The sequence below is a fragment of the Paractinoplanes hotanensis genome, from assembly GCF_023717965.1.
In the GTDB taxonomy this organism is placed as follows: Bacteria; Actinomycetota; Actinomycetes; order Mycobacteriales; family Micromonosporaceae; genus Actinoplanes; species Actinoplanes polyasparticus.
This window is the reverse complement of record NZ_JAMQOL010000071.1, coordinates 4,769-28,425: the sequence shown is the minus strand read 5'-3', so window position 1 is coordinate 28,425 and position 23,657 is coordinate 4,769. Positions and strand designations below refer to the sequence as shown.

The 23,657-nt window shown below is 74.2% G+C and carries 1 protein-coding gene (cut by a window edge); it reads right to left on the bottom strand.

The genetic code is table 11. From position 1 onward, the window contains the following. On the bottom strand, nucleotides 1–23,657 hold the 5' portion of the coding sequence (locus tag LXN57_RS48095) for a type I polyketide synthase (RefSeq protein ID WP_285904733.1). 15,688 nt of this gene lie to the left of the window's left edge; 23,657 of the gene's 39,345 nt are visible here — the first part of the coding sequence; the start codon lies at nucleotides 23,655–23,657; the stop codon falls past the left edge of the window.

Here is a 23,657-nt window from a genome sequence, read left to right as displayed (position 1 = left end):
ACCGTGGACACCACGGCGACGGTGGGCGCGGGGAAGGTCAGACCCTCGACGACCTCGCGGAAGGAGGCCAGCATCGGCTCCATCAGCCGCGAGTGGAACGCGTGGCTCGTCCGCAGGCGGGTCGTCTTCCAGCCGTGCTCGGCGACCCGCTCCACCTCGGCGGACAGGCCGGACACGACAACCGCCGCCGGTCCGTTGACCGCCGCGATGTCGATGTCGGGGAACGCCGCGCGGACCTCGGCCTCCGAGGCCTGCACCGCCAGCATGACGCCACCGTCGGGCAGCGCCTGCATCAGACGTCCCCGCGCGGTCACCAGCGTCGCCGCGTCGGCGAGCGACAGCACCCCGGCCACGTGAGCGGCCGCGATCTCCCCGATCGAGTGGCCCACCAGCACGTCGGGCACGACGCCCCACGACTCGAGCAGCGCGTGCAGGGCTATCTCTACAGCGAAAATCGCCGGTTGGGCGTACCCGGTGCGGTGAATCGCCTCCTCGTCGGCCAGCACCGACGTGAGTGGCCGGTCGAGGTGCTGGTCGACGTGCAGGGCGACCTGGTCGAAGGCTTCGGCGAACACGGGGAACGTCTCGTACAGACCGCGGCCCATCCCGGCCCGTTGCGCGCCCTGCCCGGTGAACAGGAACCCGAGCCGAGCCGGCGACGCCACCCCGGAGATCTCACGATCGCCCAGCAGGACGCGGCGGTGGGGCAGCGCGGCGCGGCGGGCCGCGGCAGCACCCAGAGCCATCGGCTCGCCGCCTGGGAACCGCTCGGCCTGCGCCCGGACAGCGTCCTCGCTGTGACCGGACAGCGGAATCGGCACCATCGGCAGGATCGGCGGTGACGCGACCACCGGCTCCCAGGCCGGCGGCTCCTCGAGGATCACGTGGGCGTTGGTGCCGCTGATGCCGAACGACGAGACCCCCGCGCGGCGGATGCGGTCGCCCGCGGGCCATGGCTGCGCGACAGTGAGAAGCGAGACGGTGCCCGCCGACCAGTCGACGTGCGGCGACGGATCGTCGGCGTGCAGCGTGGCGGGAAGCGTGCCGTGCCGCAGGGCGAGCACCATCTTGGCCACGCCGGCCGCGCCCGCCGCCGCCTGGGTGTGGCCGAGGTTCGACTTGATCGAGCCGAGCCACAGCGGCGTGGACCGCTCCTGCCCGTACGTGGCGAGCAGCGCCTCGGCCTCGATCGGGTCGCCCAGTGTCGTGCCGGTGCCGTGGGCCTCGACGGCGTCCACGTCGGCGGCGGTGAGGCCGGCCGAGGCGAGCGCGGCCCGGATGACCCGCTGCTGCGAGGGTCCGTTGGGGGCGGTGAGACCGTTCGACGCGCCGTCCTGGTTGACCGCGGTGCCGCGCACGACGGCGAGGACGCGGCGGCCGGCGGCCCGGGCGGTGGAGAGCCGCTCGACCACGAACACACCGGCCCCCTCACCCCAGGCGGTGCCGTCGGCATCGGCCGAGAAGGACTTGCACCGGCCGTCGGCGGCCAGGCCGCGTTGCCGGCTGAAGTCGAGGAACGCGGTCGGGGTGGCCATCACGGTGACGCCGCCGACCAGCGCCATCGTGCACTCACCCGAGCGCAGAGCCTGCCCGGCGAGGTGCAGGGCGACGAGCGAGGACGAGCAGGCGGTGTCGACGGTGACCGCCGGGCCTTCCAGGCCGAACGTGTAGGAGACGCGGCCCGAGAGCACGCTCGCGGCGTTGCCGGTGCCGACGTGCCCGGCCGACCCCGCGAGGTCGTCGCCGGCCTCGTCGAGCAGCGTGACGTAGTCCTGCCCGTTGGTGCCGGCGAAGACACCGACCGGCTCGCCACGCAGGCTCAACGGATCGATCCCGGCCCGTTCGAACGCCTCCCACGACGTCTCGAGCAGCAGCCGCTGCTGCGGATCCATGGCCAGGGCCTCGCGCGGCGAGATGCCGAACAGCGCGGCGTCGAAGTCGGCGGCGGCCGTGATGAAGCCGCCCTCACGCGTATAGGTGGTGCCGGGGTGGTCCGGATCGGGGTGGTAGATCGCGTCGAGGTCCCACCCGCGGTCGGCCGGGAATCCGCTCATCGCGTCGGTGCCCGAAGTGAGCAGGTCCCACAGTGCCTCGGGGGTGTCCGCGCCGCCGGGCAACCGCACCGCCAGCCCGACGATGACCATCGGGTCCTCGCCGGCGCCGGTGGTGACGGGCGCGGCGGGCGCAGGCGTGGCCCGGGTGCCGGCGAGCCGGTCGAGCAGATAGGTGGCGACGCGATCCGCGTCCGGGTAGTCGAAGACCAGCGTGGCGGGCAACGTGAGCCCGGTCGCGGAGGCGAGCCGGTTGCGCAGTTCCATCGCGGTCAGCGAGTCGAACCCGAGCTCCTGGAACGTGCGTCCGGGCGTGACCGCCTCGCCCGAGCCGTGCCCGAGGACCGCCGCGGCCCGCTCACGCACCTCGGTCAGCACCGCCCGGCGGGCCTCGGCCGCGGGCAGGTCGGCCAGACGCGAGGCGAGCGGCAGGACGCCCGTGACGGTGACCGCGCGGACGGCCGCCGGCCGTCCCGGCAGGTCGGCCAGCACCGTCGCCGGGCGCACGGCGCCGAGCTCGGCGGCGAAGCGGTCCCAGCGCACATCGGCCACGACGACGGCCGGATCCCCGCCGCCCATCGCGGAAGCGAGGGCGGCCAACGCCGATTCCGGGCGCAGCAGGGCGAGGCCGCTGCGACGGAACTGCGCCGAGCCGGCGTGGGCGGCCATCATGCCGGATTCGGCCCACGGGCCCCAGGCGATCGAGGTCGCGGTCAGGCCCAGGGCGGCGCGGTGCTCGGCGAGGGCGTCGAGCGAGGCGTTGGCGGCGGCGTAGTTGGCCTGGCCGGGGTTGCCGAACACGGCGGCGGTCGACGAGAAGAGCACGAACGCGGCCAGCGGCCGGTCAGCGGTGAGTTCGTGCAGCTGCCAGGCCGCGTCGGCCTTGGCCGCGAGCACGGCGTCGAGGCGGGCCGAGTCGAGATCGGCGAGCAGGCCGTCGTCGAGAACACCGGCGGCGTGCACGATGGCCAGGTCGGGCTCGTGGTCGAACTCGTGGACGAGGGCAGCCAGGTCGTCGGCGTCGGTGAGGTCGCAGGCGCGGGCCTCGACATTGCCGAACTCGGCGAGGAGATCGCGGACGCCGCCGGCTGACGCGCCCCGCCGGCCGGCCACGACGACGCGGCGGGCGCCCTGCTCGGCAACCCACCGGGCAACCTGCTGCCCGAGTCCGCCGGTGCCGCCGGTGATGAGAACTGTGCCGGTCGGCCGCCAGCCCGCGCCAGGGCGGGACGCGGCCGGGACGAGTCGGCGCACCAGCACGCCGGCGTTGCGGACGGCCACCTCCGTCTCGTCGCCGAGACCGCCGGCCAGCACGCTCACCAGGCGGTCGGCGACGCGCGGGTCGAACCGTTCGGGCAGGTCGACCAGCCCGCCCCAACGCTCGGGGTGCTCGAGCGCGGCCACTCGGCCCAGGCCCCAGATCTCGGCCCGGCGGGGGTGGGTGGCCGGATCTGCGGGCCCGGTCGAGACGGCGCCATGCGTGAGCAGCCACAGCGGGGCGTCGATCGCGGCATGGCCGAGCGCCTGGACGACCGATAGAGCGTCGTCGACCGTGGCCGGGCCGGCGAGGACGCCGGCGATCGGCTCGTCGACGGCGTGCAGTCGGCCGGGCCCATCGACGGAGCGGACGACGGCCCCGCGGTCGGTGAGCGCGGCGGCCAATTCGAACTCGGCCGGGCCGGACCCGATGAGCAACCAGGTGCCGGGGAGCCGGGACGGGCCGGGGTCGGTGACCGGCTTCCAGGTGATGCGGTGGCGCCAACCGGCGATGCGAGAGCGTTCCCGGCCGCGGCTGCGCCACGTGGACAGGGCCGGCAGCACTCCGGCCACGGCTTCGGCGGCGACGCCCAGCTCGGCGGCGACGGCGGGCAGGTCGCCGTGTTCAACCGCGCTCCAGAAGCCGGCCTCGGCCGGTTCGACCACGACGGCCGGGGTGGCCGGAAGCAGCCAGTAACGCTCGCGCTGGAAGGCGTACGTGGGCAGCCCGGTTGGCGTAACGCCGGCGAAGAGGCGCTTCCAGTCGACGGGGACGCCCTTCACCCACAGGGTCGCCAGCGCGGTCAGCGCGGTATCAACCTCGTCGCCGTCGCGGCGCAGCATCGATACCGCATCCGCCACCATCGCCGACAGCACCCCGTCGGGGCCCAGCTCGACGAAGCGGACGCCGTCGCCCAGCTCGGCGATGGCATCGGCGAACCGGACCGTGCCCCGGACATGCTCGACCCAGTACTCCGGGTCAGCCCACCGTCCCGCACCGACAAAGGTGAGAGTCCGCACCACCGACCGGAACTCGGCCAGCATCGGCTCCATCAACCGCGAGTGGAACGCGTGGCTGGTCCGCAGCCGGGTCGACTTCCACCCGTGCCCGGCAACCCGCTCGACCTCGGACACCGGTCCGGACACCACCACGGCCGCCGGCCCGTTGACCGCCGCGATGTCGATGTCGGGGAACGCCGCGCGGACGTCGCTTTCGGAGGCTTGGACCGCCAGCATCGCACCACCGCCCGGCAGCGCCTGCATCAGACGACCGCGGGCGGTCACCAGGGTCGCCGCGTCGGCGAGCGAGAACACCCCGGACACATGCGCCGCCGCGATCTCACCGATCGAATGGCCGACCAGCACATCCGCCGTCACACCCCAGCTCGACAGCAACGCGTGCAGAGCCACCTCAACCGCAAAGATCGCCGGCTGGGCATACCCAGTGCGGTGAATCGCCTCCTCGTCGGCCAGCACCGACGCGAGCGGCCGGTCGAGGTACTGGTCGACATGCAGGGCAACCTGATCGAAGGCCTCGGCGAACACGGGGAACGCCTCGTACAGACCGCGGCCCATCCCGGCCCGCTGCGCACCCTGCCCGGTGAACAAGAACCCGAGCCGAGCCGGCGACGCCACCCCGGAGATCTCACGATCGCCCAGCAGGACGCGGCGGTGCGGCAGCACGGCCCGGCGGGCCGCGGCAGCACCCAGAGCCACCAGGTCGCCACCGGGCAACCGCCCGGTCTGCGCCCGGACAGCCTCCTCGCTGTGACCGGACAGCGGAATCGGCACCATCGGCAGCGCCGTCGACGCCGTCACCACCGGCTCCGAGGCCGGCGGCTCCTCCAGGATCACGTGGGCGTTGGTGCCGCTCACCCCGAAGGCCGAGACACCGGCCCGACGCGGCCGGTCCCCGGCCGTCCACGCCCGGGCCTCGGTCAGCAGCTCAACGCTCCCGGCCGACCAGTCCACGTGCGGCGACGGCTCTGCCGCGTGCAGGGTGGCGGGCAGCGTGCCGTGCCGCAGGGCCAGGATCACCTTGGCGATCCCGGCGACACCGGCGGCGGCCTGGGTGTGCCCGATATTCGACTTGACCGAGCCCAGCCACAGCGGCTCGTCGCGATCCTGACCGTAGGTGGCGAGCACGGCCTGAGCCTCGATCGGGTCACCCAGCGTCGTCCCGGTGCCGTGGGCCTCCACGACATCCACGTCCGACGGGTTCAGCCCAGCGTTGGCCAGCGCGGAGCGGATGACCCGCTGCTGCGAGGGCCCGTTGGGCGCAGTCAGCCCGTTCGAGGCGCCGTCCTGGTTGACCGCGGTGCCCGCCACGACCGCCAGCACCGGACGACCCGCGGCGCGGGCCGTCGACAGCCGCTCGACGAGCAGCATGCCCGCGCCCTCGGACCAGCCCGTGCCGTCCGCGCGAGCGCCGAACGACCGGCAACGCCCGTCCGCGGCCAGCCCGCGCTGCCGCGAGAACTCCACGAACACGTCCACGGTCGGCATGACCGTCACGCCGCCGACCAGCGCCATCGAGCACTCGCCCGACCGCAGCGCCTGCGCCGCCAGGTGCAGCGCGACCAGCGACGAGGAGCAGGCGGTGTCGACGGTGACAGCTGGGCCTTCCCACCCGTACGTGTAGGAGAGGCGGCCCGACATCACCGACGAAGCCGTACCGGTGAGCAGGTGGCCCTCGATGCCGTCGGCCGCCTCGACCGGCCCGACGCCGTAGCCCATCGCCGTAGCGCCGACGAACACACCGACCGGCTCGCCGCGCAGCCCGAACGGATCCACCCCGCCGCTTTCCAGGGCCTCCCACGACGTCTCGAGCAGCAGCCGCTGCTGCGGGTCCATGGCCAGGGCCTCGCGCGGCGAGATGCCGAACAGCCCGGCGTCGAAGTCGCCCGCGCCGTAGAGGAAGCCGCCGCCGCGCGCATAGAAGGTTCCCGGGTGCTCGGGATCAGGGTGGTACAGCCCGTCGAGGTCCCACCCGCGGTCGGTGGGGAACGCTCCGATGCCCTCGCCGCCGGAGGCGAGCAGCTCCCAGAACTGCTCGGGTGATTCGACGCCGCCGGGCAACCGCAGGCCCATGCCCACGATGACGATGGGGTCATCCCCGGCGGCGGCCACGACGGTGCCCGGACTGGCCGGGCCGACCCCGGTGACCTGCGCGAGCAGGAAGCCGGCGAGCCGGGCGGCGCTGGGATGGTCGAAGGCGAGCGTGGCCGGCAGGGCCAGCCCGGTCGCGGCCCGCAGGCGGTTGCGCAGCTCGACCGCGGTCAGCGAGTCGAAGCCCAGATCCTTGAATGCCCGGTCCGGCGAAACCGCCTCGCCCGAGGCGTGCCCGAGCGCGGCGGCGACCTCACCGCGGACGAGGTCGAGCACCAGCCGCTGCTGGTCGGCCGGGGTCAGACCGGTCAGGCGCCCGGCCAGACCGGTCACCGCCGGCCCCGGGGCGGGCGTCGTGTCGAGGGAGGCGAACAGCGGTCGTTCCCGGCTTGCCGTGAAGATCGGCAGGAACTCGTCCCACCGCACGTCGGCCACCGTGACCGCCTCTTCCCCGGAGCCGACGGCGGCGGCGAGTGCGGTAAGCGCTTGCGCGGGGCCGATCGGGGTCAGCCCGCGGCGGCGCAGGAGCGTGGAGACCCCAGCGTCGGCGGCCATGCCGACCTCGGCCCATGGCCCCCAGGCGACGGCGGTGCCGGGCACGCCACGGCCCCGCCGGGCGGCGACCAGCGCGTCGAGGGCGGCATTGGCCGCGGCGTAGGCGCCTTGCCCGGCGCTGCCCCAGACACCGGCGATCGACGAGAAGACGACGAACGCCGCCACCTCACCGACCAACTCGTCGAGGTGCCGGGCCCCATCCACCTTGGCCGCCAGCACCCGACGCAGATGAGCCTGGTCCACGTCAGCCAGCGCCACGTCCTCAGCCACGCCCGCCGCGTGCACGACCACGTCAATCGGACCGACCCGGGCGATCAGTTCAGCCACCGCGTTCCGGTCGGCCAGGTCGCACGCGTACGCCTCACCGGGCACCTCTGCCGGGGCTACGCCGCCCCGGGACACGAGGATGAGCCGGTCCGCGCCGTTGGCTGCGGCCCACCGCGCCACCTCTGCGCCCAGACCACCGGTGCCACCGGCGATGAGCACCGTGCCGCGCGGCCGCCACGCCTCACCGGTGATCGCGGGAGCCGGTTCGAGGCGGCGAAGCAGGATGCCGGACGGGCGGAGGGCGATCTGGTCCTCGGCACCGAGCGCGCCGGACAGCACCGCGCCGAGGCGGGCCGTGGCCCGGGCGTCGAGCGTGGCGGGCAGGTCGAGCAGGCCGCCCCAGCGGTCCGGGTGTTCCAGACCGGCGACGCGGCCCAGTCCCCACTTGGCCGCCTCGGCCACATCGGGGGCGCCGTCGGCCCGACCGGTGGTGACGCCGCCGCGGGTCAGGATCCAGAACTTCGCCTCGCTCGACCGCACGACGGCCGGAAGCTCGGCCAGGGTCACCGACGGCAGCACGAGAACGCCGGTGGGTACGAGCGCCGCCAGGTCGGCGGGCTCGGCGGGCACGGGGTTGGCGCCCAGAGCGGTCAGGGCATCGCCCACGCCGAGGGTGTCGTCGCCGATCAGCGCCCACGTGCCGGCGGGGGCGACGGGGCGCAGATCGGTCGCGGGCGTCCAGGTCACACGGTAGCGCCAGCCGTCGATGCGGTCACGCTCGCGGCCGCGGGCCCGCCAGGCGGCGAGGGCGGGCAGCAGCGGTTCGACCGCGGTGACCGGCACGCCGAGACGGGCGGCCAGCCCGGCGGGGTCGCCGCGGTCGACCGGGTCCCAGAATCCCGCGTCGGCGCTGAGGGCCGGGGCCCCGGCCCGGGGACGCAGCCAGTAGCGGTGGCGCTGGAAGGCGTACGTCGGCAGGGGTGCCGGGCGCACGCCGGGCAGCAGCGACGTCCAGTCCACGGCGACGCCGTTCACCCACAGGGTCGCCAGGGCGGTCAGGGCCGTCGTCGGCTCGTCGCGGTCGCGGCGCAGCATCGGCACCGCATCCGGCACCATCGCCGACAACACACCGTCCGGGCCCAGCTCGACGAACCGGACGCCGTCACCCAGCTCGGCGACCGCATCGGCGAACCGGACCGTGCCCCGCACATGCTGCACCCAGTACTCCGGATCAGCCCACCGACCCGCACCGACAAAGGTGAGAGTCTGCACCACCGACCGGAACTCCTCGAGCATCGGCTCCATCAACCGCGAATGGAACGCGTGGCTCGTGCGCAGCCGGGTCGTCTTCCACCCGTGCCCGGCGACGCGCGAGATGTCCGGCTCGGTGCCCGAGACCACGACGGCGTCGGGCCCGTTGACCGCGGCGATGTCCACTTCGGGGAACACCGCCACCACGTCCGCTTCGGACGCTCGCACCGCCAGCATCGCGCCACCGCCCGGCAGCGCCTGCATCAGACGGCCGCGCGCGGTGACCAACGTCGCCGCGTCGGCCAGCGAGAACGCCCCGGCCACGTGCGCGGCCGCGATCTCCCCGATCGAGTGGCCCACCAGCACATCCGGCGTCACGCCCCACGACTTCAGCAGGGCGAAGAGTGCGACCTCGACGGCGAAGACGGCCGGCTGGGCGTACCCGGTCCGGTGAATCGCTTCCTCGTCGGCCAAAACCGCGGCGAGGGGCCGGTCGAGGTGCTGGTCGATGTGCAGGGCGACCTGGTCGAAGGCGTCGGCGAAGACCGGGAACGTCTCGTAGAGCCCGCGACCCATCCCGGCCCGCTGTGCGCCCTGCCCGGTGAACAAGAACCCGAGACGGCCGGACGTGACCACTCCGCTGACCGTGGCGGCGCCGGTGACGATCGCCTCGAGACCCGCCGTCGTGTCCTCGGACAGCACAACCGCCCGATGGGCCAACGCCGCCCGCCGGGCCGTCGCCGCGGCCAGCCCGGCGCGGTCCGCCCCGGCTGTCAGCCATCGATCCGCCTGCGCCCGCAAAGCCTCGTCGGTGTGGCCCGAGACCAGGACCGGCGCCACCGGCGGTCTGACCGGAGAGCCCGGCGCATCGACGGCGGGCGGCTCCTCGAGGATCACATGGGCGTTGGTGCCGCTCACGCCGAACGCCGACACACCGGCCCGCCGCGGCCGCTCCCCCGGCGCCCACGGCCGCGCGCCGGTCAACAGCTCGACGTGACCGGCCGACCAGTCCACGTGGGGCGACGGCTCGGCCGCGTGCAGGGTGGCCGGCAGTGTGCCGTTGCGCAAGGCCATGATCATCTTGGCGATCCCGGCGACACCGGCCGCCGCCTGCGTGTGCCCGATGTTCGACTTCACCGAGCCGAGGAACAGCGGCGTCTCGCGCCCCTGCCCGTAGGTGGCGAGCAGAGCCTGCGCCTCGATCGGATCACCCAGTGTCGTACCGGTGCCGTGCGCCTCCACGGCGTCCACGTCGGATGCGGAGAGGCCGGCCGACGCGAGTGCCGAGCGGATCACCCGTTGTTGAGCGGGCCCGTTCGGGGCGGTCAGCCCGTTGGACGCGCCGTCCTGGTTGACGGCACTGCCCCGGACGACCGCGAGGATCTCATGTCCGTGGCGCCGGGCGTCGGAAAGCCGCTCGACCAGCAGCACGCCCGCGCCCTCGGACCACCCGGTTCCCTCCGCGCCCGCACCGAACGACCGGCACCGACCGTCGGCGGCCAGTCCGCGCTGCCGCGAGAATTCCACGAACACGTCCGCGTCGGGCATCACCGTCACGCCGCCGACGAGCGCCATCGAGCACTCGCCGGACCGCAGCGCCTGCGCCGCCAGATGCAGAGCCACCAGCGACGACGAGCAGGCAGTGTCCACCGTGACGGCCGGGCCCTCGAGGCCGAACGTGTAGGAGATCCGGCCCGACATCACCGACGACGCCGTGCCGGTCAGCAGGTGCCCCTCGGCCTCCTCGTCGACCTGACCGCTGCCATAGCCCATGAACGACGCGCCCACGAACACCCCGACCGGCTCGCCTCGCAGCCCGAGCGGGTTCACCCCGGCCGTTTCCAGAGCTTCCCACGACGTCTCCAGCAGCAGCCGCTGCTGCGGATCCATCGCCAGGGCCTCCCTCGGCGAGATGCCGAACAGCTCCGCGTCGAAGTCGCCGGCGTCGTAGAGGAAGCCGCCCTCGCGGGCATAGAAGGTGCCGGGGTGATCCGGGTCGGGGTGGTAGAGGCGGTCGAGGTCCCAGCCGCGGTCGGTCGGAAAAGGCCCGATGCCCTCACCACCGGAGGCGACGAGATCCCAGAACTGTTCAGGTGTTTCGACCCCGCCCGGCAGCCGCAGACCCATGCCCACGATGACGATCGGATCGTCGGCGGGGGCGATCGCCCGGCCGACGGTCTCGTCCGACACGACGGTCTCAGGGGTGAGGCGGCCGAGCAGGAACGCCGCCAGCCGGTCCGCGTTCGGATAGTCGAAGACCAGCGTGGCCGGCAGGGCCAGCCCGGTCGCGGTCTGCAGGCGGTTGCGCAGCTCGACCGCGGTCAGCGAATCGAATCCGAGATCCTGGAAAGCCCGGCCGGGTGCGATCGCCTCGGCCGCGGCGTGTCCGAGCGCGGCGGCCACGTCGGCCCGCACGAGATCCAGGACGGACCGGTGGCGTTCGGCCGCCGACAGCGCCGCCAGCCGGTCGGCCGGCCCGGCGTCGGCCTGGCCGGCCTCGATCGGTGCGGACGCCAGCCGGTTGAGGAGCGGCCTTTCCCGTACGGCGGTGAAGAGGGCCAGGAAGTCGGGCCATCGCACGTCGGCGACGACGACCTGCTCGTCCCCGGCGCCGACGGCTGCCGCCAGCGCGGTCAGGGCGCGTTCCGGCCGCATCGGGGTGAGGCCACGCCGTCGCAGCTGGTCGGCGACCAGGCCGTCGGCGGCCATGCCTACCTCGGCCCACGGGCCCCAGGCCACGGCCGTGCCGGGCCGCCCACCGGCCCGCCGCCGGGCGATCAGCGCGTCCAGGGCCGCGTTGGCCGCGCCATAGGCGGCCTGTTGCGCGCTGCCCCAGACGCCGGAGATCGACGAGAAGACCACGAACGCGTCGACCTCCCCGGCGAGCTCGTCGAGGTTCCGGGCCGATTTCACCTTGCCGTCGACGACCCGGCGCAGGTGGGCCTCGTCGGCGTCGAGCAGCGCGACATCCTCGCCGACCCCGGCCGCGTGCACGACCGCGTCGACCGGACCGACCTGGTCGAACAGCGTTCGGGCCGAGGAGAGGTCGGCCAGATCGCACGCGTACGCCTCGGCGCCCGGGATCTCGGCGAGCAGTTCCGTCGCGCCGGGGGCCTCGGCACCGCGCCGCGACACCAGGATCAGCCGGGCCGCTCCGTGCGCGGCCGCCCACCGGGCCACCTGCGCGCCGAGCCCGCCCGTGCCGCCTGCGACGAGGACAGTGCCGCGCGGCTGCCAGTCCGGGGCGCCGGCCGCGGGGGCCTCGGCCAGGCGGCGTACGAGAAGGCCGTTGGCCCGGACGGCGATCTGATCCTCGGCGCCGAGCGCACCCCCGAGCACTGCCCGGATCCGCGACCCGGCCCGCGCGTCCACCGTTGCCGGTAGGTCGAGCAGCCCGCCCCAGATCTCGGGGTGCTCCAGGCCCACGGCCCGGCCGAATCCCCAGAGCGCGGCCTGGTCGATGTCGACCTCACCGTCGGCCGGGCCGGTGGCGACCGCCCCCCGCGTCACGAACCACAGCTTGACCGACCGGTCGGCCGCGGCCAATTCCTGCGTGAGCAGCAGCGCCTCGGCGAGCGAGCCGGGCGAGGCCAGAACAAGGTCGGCCTCCACCACCGGCGCGCCGAGCACCTCGGTCAGCCCGTGCACGTCTGGCCCGGCGAGCGCCCACCCGCTGACCAGCACATCACCACTCGCCGGCAGCGTCGCCGGCTCCCACGTGACGCGGTAGCGCCAGCCGTCCACCTCGGAGCGGGCCCGGCCCCGCGCCCGCCACGCGGCGAGGGCGGGAACGAGCTGCTCGAGCGATCCGGCGGGGAGGCGCAGCTGGTCGGCGAGGGCGGTCAGGTCGCCGCGCTCGACAGTGGCCCAGAAGCCGTCGTCCGGCCCGGTCTGCCCGGCCGTGACGACAGCCGGGGTCTCGTCGGGCCAGAACCGCCGGCGTTGGAAGGCATAGGTGGGCAGCTCGGCCCGAGCGACCCCGGCGAACAGGGCTGTCCAGTCCACGGCGACGCCGTTCACCCACAGGGTCGCCAGCGCGGTCAGAGCAGTCGTCGCCTCGTCGCGCTCGCGGCGCAGCATCGGCACTGCGTCCGGCACCATCGCCGACAACACACCGTCCGGTCCGAGCTCGACGAACCGAACCCCGTCACCCAGCTCGGCAACCGCCTCGGCGAACCGGACCGTGCCCCGGACATGCTCGACCCAGTACTCCGGATCGGCCCATCGACCCGAACCCGCGAACGTCAGTGTCCGTACCACCGACCGGAACTCGGCCAGCATCGGCTCCATCAACCGCGAATGGAACGCATGGCTCGTCCGCAGCCGGGTCGTCTTCCACCCGTGCCCGGCAACCCGGTCCACCTCGGCCGACAGGCCCGAAACGACCACCGCCGACGGCCCGTTGACCGCCGCGATGTCAATGTCGGGGAACGCCGCGCGGACCTCGCTCTCGGATGCTTGAACCGCCAGCATCGCGCCATCATCGGGCAACGCCTGCATCAGACGGCCTCGCGCGGTCACCAGGGTCACGGCATCCCCGAGCGACAGCACCCCCGCCAGGTGAGCGGCTGCGATCTCACCGATCGAATGCCCGACCAGCACGTCCGCCGTGACGCCCCACGACCCGAGTAACGCGTGCAGGGCGACCTCTACAGCGAAGATCGCCGGCTGGGCGTACCCGGTGAGGTGAATCGCTTCCTCATCGGCCAGCACCTCGGCCAACGGCCGGTCCAGGTGCTGATCGACATGCACTGCCACCTGATCGAAGGCATCAGCGAACACCGGGAACGTCTCGTACAGGCCCCGGCCCATCCCGGCCCGCTGCGCACCCTGACCGGTGAACAAGAAGCCGACCCGGCCGGTCGACGCGACCCCGGATACCTCACGATCGCCGAGCAGGACGCGGCGGTGCGGCAGGGCGGCCCGGCGCGCCGCGCCTGCGCCCACCGCCGCCGCCGAACCGGCGTTGTCGACCGTACGGAAGAGGTCTGTCTGGGCCTCGAGAGCGGCCTCGTCCTGGCCAGACACCGCAATGGGCACGACCGGCAGGGACGACTCCGTCGTCGCGAGTTCGTCAGCGGGCGGCTCCTGCAGGATCACGTGGGCGTTGGTGCCGCTCATCCCGAACGACGAAATGCCGGCCCGGCGCACCCGCTCCCCCGCCGGCCACGGCTGTGGCGAGGTGAGCAGCTCGATCCGGCCGGCCGACCAGTCGACGTGCGGCGACGGCTCGTCCACGTGCAGCGTCCGCGGCAGCACGCCGTGGCGCAGCGCCTGCACCATCTTGACGATCCCGGCGACGCCCGCGGCGGCCTGCGCGTGCCCGATGTTCGACTTGATCGAGCCCAGCCGCAGCGGCTCGTCGCGGTCCTGGCCGTAGGTCGCCAGTAGCGCCTGCGCCTCGATGGGGTCGCCCAGCGTCGTGCCCGTGCCGTGCGCCTCGACCACGTCGATGTCGTGCGGCGAGAGCCCCGCGGCGGCCAGCGCGGCCCGGATGACCCGTTGCTGCGCGGGGCCGTTGGGGGCGGTGAGCCCGTTGGACGCGCCGTCCTGGTTGACCGCGGTGCCGGCCACGACGGCGAGCACGGGACGACCGGCCGCCCGCGCCGACGACAGCCGCTCGACCAGCAGCATGCCGGCGCCCTCGGCCCACCCGGTGCCGTCGGCGGCGGCGGCGAACGGCTTGCAGCGCCCGTCGGCGGCGAGCCCGCGCTGCCGGGAGAACTGCACGAACGTCTCCGGCCCGGACATGACCGCGACGCCGCCCACCAGGGCCATCGCACAGTCGTCGCTCCGCAGCGCCTGCACGGCTAGGTGCAGCGCCACCAACGACGACGAGCACGCGGTGTCGATGGTGACAGCGGGTCCTTCGAGACCGAACATGTAGGACAGCCGGCCCGAGACGACGCTAGCCGCTGTGCCGGTCAGCAGGTGCCCCTCGAGCCCGTCGGGCAGCCCACCGGCCCGGCTCGCGTAGTCCAGGCTGTTGGTGCCGGCGAACACGCCGACGGCTTGGCCGCGTAGGCTCAGTGGGTCGATCCCGGCCCGTTCGAACGCCTCCCACGACGTCTCGAGCAGCAGCCGCTGCTGCGGGTCCATGGCCAGGGCCTCGCGCGGCGAGATGCCGAACAGCTCGGCGTCGAAGTCGGCCGCGTCGTAGAGGAAGCCGCCCTCCCGCGTGTACGACGTGCCGGGGCGATCAGGGTCGGCGTCGTAGAGGGCGTCGAGGTCCCAGCCGCGGTCGGTGGGGAAGCCGCCGATGGCGTCGCGCCCCGAGGCGACCAGATCCCACAACGCCTCGGGGGTGTCGGCGCCGCCGGGGAAGCGGAGACCCATGCCGACGATGACGATCGGGTCGTCGTCGGCGGCGCGGGTCGTCACGACCGGGCCGGTGGCGGCGCCGACGGTGCCGGCGAGCTCGTCGAGAAGGTGGGCGGCGAGGCGTTCGAGGCTGGGGTGGTCGAACGCGAGGGTCGCGGGCAGGGTCACGCCGGTGGCGGCCTGCAGGCGGTTGCGCAGTTCGACGGCGGTCAGCGAGTCGAAGCCGAGATCCTTGAAGGCGCGGCCGGGGGTGATCGCGTCGGCGGTGGCGTGCCCGAGCACGGTGGCGACGTGGGTGCGCACGAGGTCGGCCACCAGCCGGTCGCGGTCCGCGGCGGGCAGTCCCGCGAGCCGCTGGCCGAAGGTGGAGAACACGGTGCCGGTCACGGCGGGCGTTCCGGCGCCGGGCAGATCGTCGAAGAGCGGGCGGGCGCGGGCCACGGTGAAGGTGGGCAGGAACTCCGGCCAGCGGACGTCGGCCACGGTCACGATGCCGTCGTCGCCGCCGACCGCCGTGGCGAGCGCGGTGAGGGCCGGGCCCGGCTCCATCGGAACGAGGCCGCGTCGGCGCAGCTGGGTGGCGACCTCGGCGTCGGCGGCCATCCCCACGCGGGCCCACGGGCCCCAGGCGACGGCGGTGCCGGGTTTCCCGGCGGCCCGGCGGTGTTCGATCAGCGCGTCGAGGGCAGCATTGGACGCGGCGTAGGCGGCTTGGCCGCCGCTGCCCCAGACGCCGGCGATCGACGAGAAGACGACGAACGCCTCCACCTCACCGACCAACTCGTCGAGGTGCCGGGCCCCGTCCACCTTGGCCGCCAGCACCCGCCGCAGATGAGCCTCGTCCGCCTCAGCCAGCACCACATCCTCAGCAACACCGGCCGCATGCACCACAGCATCGACCGGACCGACCCGGGCGAGCAGCTCAGCCACCGCCTCACGATCGGTCAGATCGCACGCGTACGCCTCACCGGGCACCCCCGCCGGAGCGACGCCCCCTCGAGACACCAGGATCAGCCGGTCCGCGCCGTTGGCCGCGGCCCACCGCGCCACCTCCGCGCCCAGACCACCGGTGCCACCGGCGATCAGCACCGTGCCGCGCGGACGCCACTCCCGGCCCGACGCCGCCGGGGCGGGGGCAAGACGACGGACAAGGAGACCGCCGCCCCGGACAGCGATCTGGTCCTCGTCGCCGAGCGCGCCCGACAGCACGGCCTCGACCCGGGACAGGGCTCGCGCGTCGAGCGTCGGCGGCAGGTCGAGCAGACCGCCCCAGATCTCCGGGTGCTCGAGGCCGACGACCCGTCCGAAGCCCCACAGCGCCGCCTGGTCGACGTCGACCGCGGCGTCCGCCCGCCCGGTCGCGACCGCGCCCCGGGTGACCAGCCACAGCTTCGTCGCGCGACCGCTGAGCACGTGCTCCCGCACCACCGACAGGGCCTCGGCCACCGACCGCGGCGAGGCGACGACGACCTCAGCTCCGGCTGTTGACCCAAGCCCGTGGAGGTCGTCGCCGAGCACCTCCCAGCGAGCCGCCGTCGCGGCCGGAGCTTCACACGGCTGCCACGTGACGCGGTAGCGCCACCCGTCGACCAGCGACCGCTCGCGACCGCGGGAGCGCCACGAGGCGAGCGCGGGCAACACGTCGGTCAGGGCGGTGGCCTCAAGGCCCAGTTGCGCGGACAGTCCGGCCAGGTCGCCGCGCTCGACGGTCGTCCAGAAGGAGTCGTCGGCCGCGGCCGGCTGGGCGGGCCGGCTCTCCAGCCAGTACCGCCGCCGCTGGAACGCGTAGGTGGGCAGCTCGGCCGGGGTCGTCACGGGGAAGAGCGAGGACCAGTCGACCGGTACGCCGTGGACGTGCAGCGTCGCCAGCGCGGTCAGAGCGGTCGTCACTTCGTCGCGCTCGCGGCGCAGCATCGGCACCGAACCCGGCACCATCGCCGACAGCACACCGTCCGGGCCCAGCTCCACGAACCGGACGTCGTCACCCACCTCGGCGATGGCGTCGGCGAACCGGACCGTGCCCCGGACATGCTGCACCCAGTACTCCGGATCAGCCCACCGCCCCGAACCCACGAACGTCAGCGTCCGCACCACCGACCGGAACTCGGCCAGCATCGGCTCCATCAACCGCGAATGAAACGCATGACTGGTCCGCAGCCGGGTCGTTTTCCAGCCATGGCCGGCAACCCGCTCGACCTCGGACAACGGTCCGGACACCACCACTGCCGCCGGCCCGTTGACCGCCGCGATGTCGATGTCCGGGAACGCCGCGCGCACGTCGCTCTCGGACGCCTGGACCGCCAGCATCGCCCCACCGGCCGGCAACGCCTGCATCAGACGGCCCCGCGCGGTCACCAGCATCGCCGCGTCAGCCAGCGAGAACACCCCGGACACGTGCGCCGCCGCGATCTCACCGATCGAGTGCCCGACCAGCACATCCGCCGTCACACCCCAGCTCGACAGCAACGCGTGCAGAGCCACCTCAACCGCGAAGATCGCCGGCTGGGCGTACCCGGTGAGGTGAATCGCCTCCTCGTCGGCCAGCACCGACGCGAGCGGCCGGTCGAGGTGCTGGTCGACGTGCAGGGCAACCCGGTCGAACGCGTCGGCGAACACCGGGAACGTCTCGTACAGGCCCCAGCCCATCCCGGCCCGCTGCGCACCCTGCCCGGTGAACAGGAACCCGAGCCGACCTGGCACGGCGACACCGGTGATGCCGCCGGTTCCGGACTCGACGGTTGCCAGCCCGGCGTCCAGGTCACCGGCGAGCACCACGGCCCGATGCGGCAGCGACCCGCGACGGGTCGAAGCGAGACCGACGGCCATCAAATCCGGCGCCGCCACCTCCCGCAGGCGCGCGGCCTGGGCGCGCAGCCCCTCCTCGGTGTGCCCCGACACGAGCACGGGCACCACCGGAAGGGCCCGGGCGGGCGGGGGCGCGTCGAACGGCGGCGGCTCCGCGAGGATCACGTGGGCGTTGGTGCCGCTGACCCCGAACGAGGAGACGCCGGCCCGGCGCACCCGCTGCCCCGCCGCCCACGGCCGGGCGCCGGTCAGCAGCTCCACGCTTCCGGCCGACCAGTCGACGTGCGGCGACGGCTCGTCCACGTTCAGTGTTGCCGGCAGGGTCTCGTGTCGCAGGGCGAGCACCATCTTGACGATGCCGGCCACGCCCGCGGCCGCCTGGGTGTGCCCGATGTTCGACTTGACCGAGCCGAGGAGCAGCGGCGTCTCCCGCTCCTGGCCGTAGGTGGCGAGCAGCGCCTGCGCCTCGATGGGGTCACCGAGAGCGGTGCCGGTGCCGTGCGCCTCGACGACGTCGACGTCCCGCGGCGACAGCCCGGCCGAGGCCAGCGCGGCCCGGATGACCCGCTGCTGGGAGGGACCGTTGGGCGCGGTGAGCCCGTTCGAGGCGCCGTCCTGGTTGACCGCGGTGCCCGCGACGACGGCCAACACCGGGCGTCCGGCGGCGCGGGCGGTGGACAGGCGCTCGACGAGCAGCATGCCCGCGCCCTCACCCCAGGCGGTGCCGTCGGCCGCGGCGGCGAACGACTTGACCCGTCCGTCGGCGGCCAGACCGCGCTGGCGGCTGAAGTCGAGGAAGGCGTCCGGGGTGGACATGACCGTCACGCCGCCGACCAGGGCCATCTCGCATTCGCCGGTGCGCAGCGCCTGCACGGCCAGGTGCAGGGCGACCAGCGACGACGAGCAGGCGGTGTCGACGGTGACGGCCGGCCCCTCCAGCCCGAACGTGTAGGAGACGCGACCGGAGACAACGGCGCCGGCCGTGCCGGTGCCGAGGTAGCCCTCCAGGTCGGCGGGGATGTCGTCCCGCCGGCTGGCGTAGTCCTGCCCGTTCGACCCGGCGAAAACGCCGATCGCGGTGCCCCGCAGGGCCAGCGGGTCGAGGCCGCCGCGTTCGAGCGCCTCCCACGACGTCTCGAGCAGCAGCCGCTGCTGCGGATCCATGGCCAGGGCCTCACGGGGCGAGATGCCGAACAGCTCGGCGTCGAAGTCGGCCGCGTCGTAGAGGAAGCCGCCCTCCCGGGCGTACGAGGTGCCGGCGTGGTCCGGGTCCGGGTGGTAGAGCCCGTCGAGGTCCCAGCCGCGGTCGGTGGGGAACCCGCCCATCGCCTCGCGGCCCGAAGCCACGAGCTCCCACAGCGCCTCGGGGGTGTCGGCACCGCCCGGGAAGCGGACGCCCATGCCGACGATGACGATCGGATCGTCGGTGGTGACCGTGATCGGCGTGGCCGAGGCCGCGGGCAGCGTTCCGGCGAGCTGCTCGTGCAGGAAGGCGGCGAGCCGTTCCACGCTGGGGTGATCGAAGGCGAGCGTGGCCGGCAGGGCCAGGCCGGTCGCGGCCTGCAGCTGGTTGCGCAGCTCGACGGCGGTCAGCGAGTCGAAGCCGAGTTCCCGGAAGGCGCGGGCCGCCTCGATCGCGGCCGGCGCGTCGTGGCCGAGAACGCTCGCGACCTGCGTGCGCACCTCGTCGGTGACGAGCCGGGCCTGGTCGGCCGGGGCCAGCTCGAGTAGACGCTGACCGAAGCCGGCGAACACGGTGCCGGTGGCGGCGGCCGGCTCGGCCAGATCAGCGACGAGAGGGCGGGGCCGGGCCGCCGCGAACAGCGGCACGAAGTCGTTCCAGCGAACGTCGGCCACGGTGACCGTGCGGTCGCCCCCGCCGACCGCCCCGGCCAGCGCGGTGACGGCGGCCGCGGTGGCCATCGGGATGAGGCCCTGGCGGCGCAGCAGCTCGTTCTCACCCTGATCGGCCGACATGCCGACCTGTGCCCAGGGCCCCCAGGCGATCGCCGTGCCGGTCTTCCCGGCCGCGCGGCGCTTCTCGATCAACGCGTCGAGGGCTGCGTTGGCCGCCCCGTAGGCGGCCTGCCCCCGGCCGCCCCACACACCCGAGATGGACGAGAACACGACGAACGCGTCCACGTCACCGACCAGCTCGTCGAGATGCCGGGCCCCGTCCACCTTGCCCGCCAGGACTCGCCGGAGGTGTTCCTCGTCGGCCTCCTCGAGGGTCGCGTCCTCCCCGACCCCGGCCGCGTGCACGACCGCGTCGATGGGCCCGATCTCGGCCAGCAGGGCGGCCACCGCGTCCCGGTCGGCCAGATCGCACGCGTACGTCTCGGCGATCGGCGCCGCGAGTCCGCCGGTCCCGCGGCGCGACACCAGGATCAGCCGCTCGGCGCCGTTCTCGGCCGCCCACCGGGCCACCTCGGTGCCCAGACCACCGGTGCCGCCGGTGATGAGCACCGTGCCTCGCGGCTGCCACACCCGCCCGGACGCCGCCGGCGCTGCGACGAGCCGGCGCACCAGGGCGCCACCGGCGCGGACGGCGACCTGGTCCTCGTCACCCAGCGCACCCGAAAGCACAGCCTGGACGCGCGAGAGCGCCCGCGCGTCCAGAGTCGCCGGAAGGTCGAGCAGGCCACCCCAGATCTCCGGGTGCTCGAGGCCGATGACCCGGCCGAAGCCCCACAACGAAGCCTGATCGACGTCGACCGCGTCGTCCGCGCGCCCGGTCGCCACCGCGCCCCGGGTGACCAACCACAACTTCGCCGTACGTCCGCCGGCAACCAGCTGCTGCACCAACCGGAGCGCCTCAGCCGGCGACCGGGGCGACGCGACGATAATGTCCGCGTCCCCGCTCGGGTCGGAGCCGAGGCCGTGGATGTCCTCGCCGAGCACCTGCCAGGGCACGGTCGTCGTGCCGGGGATCTCGCGAGGCTCCCAGGTGATCCGGTACCGCCGGCCGTCGACCACCTGGCGCTCCCGGCTCCGGGAGCGCCAGGTGGCCAGGGCGGGAAGCAGGCCCTCGACGGCCGAGGCGTCGACGCCCAGCTCGCCGGCGAGGGCGGGCAGATCGCCGTGGTCGACGGCGGCCCAGAACGCGGCGTCGGTGACTCCGGCCCGCGACGGTGCGCTCGAAAGCCAGAAACGCTGCCGCTGGAACGGGTAGGTGGGCAGGTCGACGACGCGGGCCGGGCCGAACACGGCCGCCCAGTCGACGGCGACTCCGCGCACGTGGAGGGTGGCCAGGGCGGCGAACGCGGTCGGAGTCTCGTCGTGGTCGCGGCGCATCATGGGCACGCAGAGCGCGTCCGGTGCGGCCTGGCGGGCCATTGCGGTCAGGACGGCGTCGGGGCCGAGCTCCAGATAGGCGGTGACGCCGTCGGCGGCGATCAGCGCGTCGGCGAAACGGACCGGCTGACGGATCTGGTCGAGCCAGTACTGGGGGTCGGTCCACTGTCCGGGCTCGACCGGGCGGCCGGTGACCGTCGAGATGATCGGCAGCTTGGGTTCGCGGAAGGTGAGGAAGCGCAGCAGCCGCCGGAACTCGCCGAGCATCGGCTCCATCAGCCGCGAATGGAAGGCGTGGCTGGTCCGCAGCCGGGTCGTCTTCCAACCGTGCTCGGCGACCCGCGCCACCTCCGGGGAGGGACCCGAGACCACGACCGCCGCCGGCCCGTTGACCGCCGCGACGTCGATGTCGGGGAACGCCGCCCGCACCTCGGCTTCGGAGGCCTGCACCGCCAGCATGGCGCCCCCTGCCGGCAGTTCCTGCATGAGTCGGCCCCGGGTGGCGACGAGCGCCGCGGCGTCCCCGATCGACAGCACCCCGGCGACGTGGGCGGCCGCGATCTCACCGATCGAGTGCCCGACCAGCACGTCGGGCATGACCCCCCAGTGACGCAGCAGCGCGAACAGAGCCACCTCGATCGCGAAGACGGCTGGTTGGGCGTATTCGGTCTGGTTGATTGCCTCCTCGTCGTCCAGGACCGAGGCGAGCGGCCGAGGCAGCTGCCGGTCCAGATACCACGCGGCCTCGTCGAAGGCGGCCGCGAAGACGGGCTCGGTGGCGCGCAGCTCGCGCCCCATCGCGATGCGCTGCGAGCCCTGTCCGGTGAAGAGGAACGCGGTCCGGCCGGGAACGGCGACGCCGGTGACGACGGCGGCCGAGGCCTTTCCGGCGGCGAGCGCGGACAGGCCCCGCACCAGCTGATCGCGGTCGCTGCCGGTGGCGGCGGCCCGATGGGCGAAATGAGTGCGGGTCGTGGCCAACGAGAAGCCCAGGTCGACCGGCGCACCGTCGAGGCGCTCCAGGAGCCTCGCGGCCTGCCCGGCGACCGCTTCCGGCGTACGGCCGGAAAGCGGAAGAACCACCGTGCCGCCGGCACCGGTGGGGGTGGGGGCGGCCTCGGGCGGGGCCTCGAGGATCAGGTGGGCGTTGGTGCCGCTCATGCCGAAGGACGAGACGGCGGCCCGGCGGGGGCGGTCGACCGCGGGCCACGGGCGGGGCGAGGTCAGGAGTTCGACGGCGCCCGCCGACCAGTCGACGTGGGGCGTGGGCTCGTCCACGTGGAGTGTCCCGGGCAGGACGCCGTTCTGCAGTGCCTGAACCATCTTGATGACGCCGCCCACTCCGGCGGCGGCCTGCGCGTGACCGATGTTCGACTTGAGCGAGCCCAGCCACAGTGGCTGCTCGCGGTCGCGCCCATACGTGGCGAGCAGCGCCTGAGCCTCGATGGGGTCACCCAGGGTGGTCCCGGTGCCGTGCGCCTCGACTGCGTCGACATCGGAGGTGGTGAGCCCCGCGTTGGCCAGCGCCTGCCGGATCACCCGCTGCTGCGACGGCCCGTTCGGGGCGGTCAGTCCGTTGGAGGCCCCGTCCTGGTTGACCGCCGATCCGCGAACGACGGCCAGGATGCGCCGGCCGGCCGCTTGCGCATCGGAGAGCCGCTCGACCACCAGCATGCCCACGCCTTCGGCCCAGGCCGTGCCGTCGGCGGCGGCCGCGAAGGGCTTGCACCGGCCGTCGGGGGCGAGTCCGCGTTGCCGCGAGAAGGCCACGAACGACGCCGGGCTGGCCATCACCGCCACACCGCCCGCGAGCGCCATCGTGCACTCGCCCCGGCGCAGCGCCTGCGCGGCCAGGTGGAGCGCGACCAGCGACGACGAACAGGCTGTGTCGATGGTCAACGCCGGGCCCTGCAGCCCCAGCGCGTACGAGACCCGGCCCGACGCGACGCTCGCCGCGTTACCCGTGACGAGGTAGCCCTCGAGCCCGTCGGTGGCGTCCTGCAGCCGCGGCCCGTACTCCTGGGCCTCCGCGCCGACGTAGACGCCGACGCGCTGTCCCCGCAGCGTTTCGGGCACCACGCTCGCGCGCTCCAGCGCCTCCCACGACGTCTCGAGCACGAGCCGCTGCTGGGCATCCATCGCCAGGGCCTCGCGCGGGTTGATGCCGAAGAAGTCGGCGTCGAACTCGGCCGCGTCGTACAGGAAGCCGCCGTGCCGGGCGTAGCTGGTGCCTGGGTTGTCCGGGTCGGGCGACCACAACGCGTCCAGGTCCCACCCGCGGTCGGTGGGGAACTCCCCGATCGCGTCGCCCCCGTCGGCGACCAGCGTCCACAGCGCCTCGGGCGACGCCACGCCGCCCGGGAACCGGCAGGCCATGCCCACGATGGCGATCGGCTCGTCGTCGTACCCGGTTTCGTCCGCCGCCACCACCGGCGCCGGGTCCAGGCCGAACAACTCGCCGTACACGTGCTGGGCGAGCGCGGCCGGTGTCGGGTAGTCGAACGCCAGCGTCACCGGCAGCGCGAGCCCGGTCGCCGCGGTCAGGCGGCTGTGCAGCTCGACCGCGGTCAGCGAGTCGAAGCCGGTCTCGAAGAACGTGCCGCCGGGCGGGAACGGCTCACCCGCGGGACGGCGCAGCACGGCCGTGGCGAGCTCGCTGACCAGCCGGGTGATCTGCTCACGCGCCTCGGGCGCGGGCAACCCCGAAAGGCTGTGCCGCAGGTCGGGTTCCCCGGTCGAACTCATCAT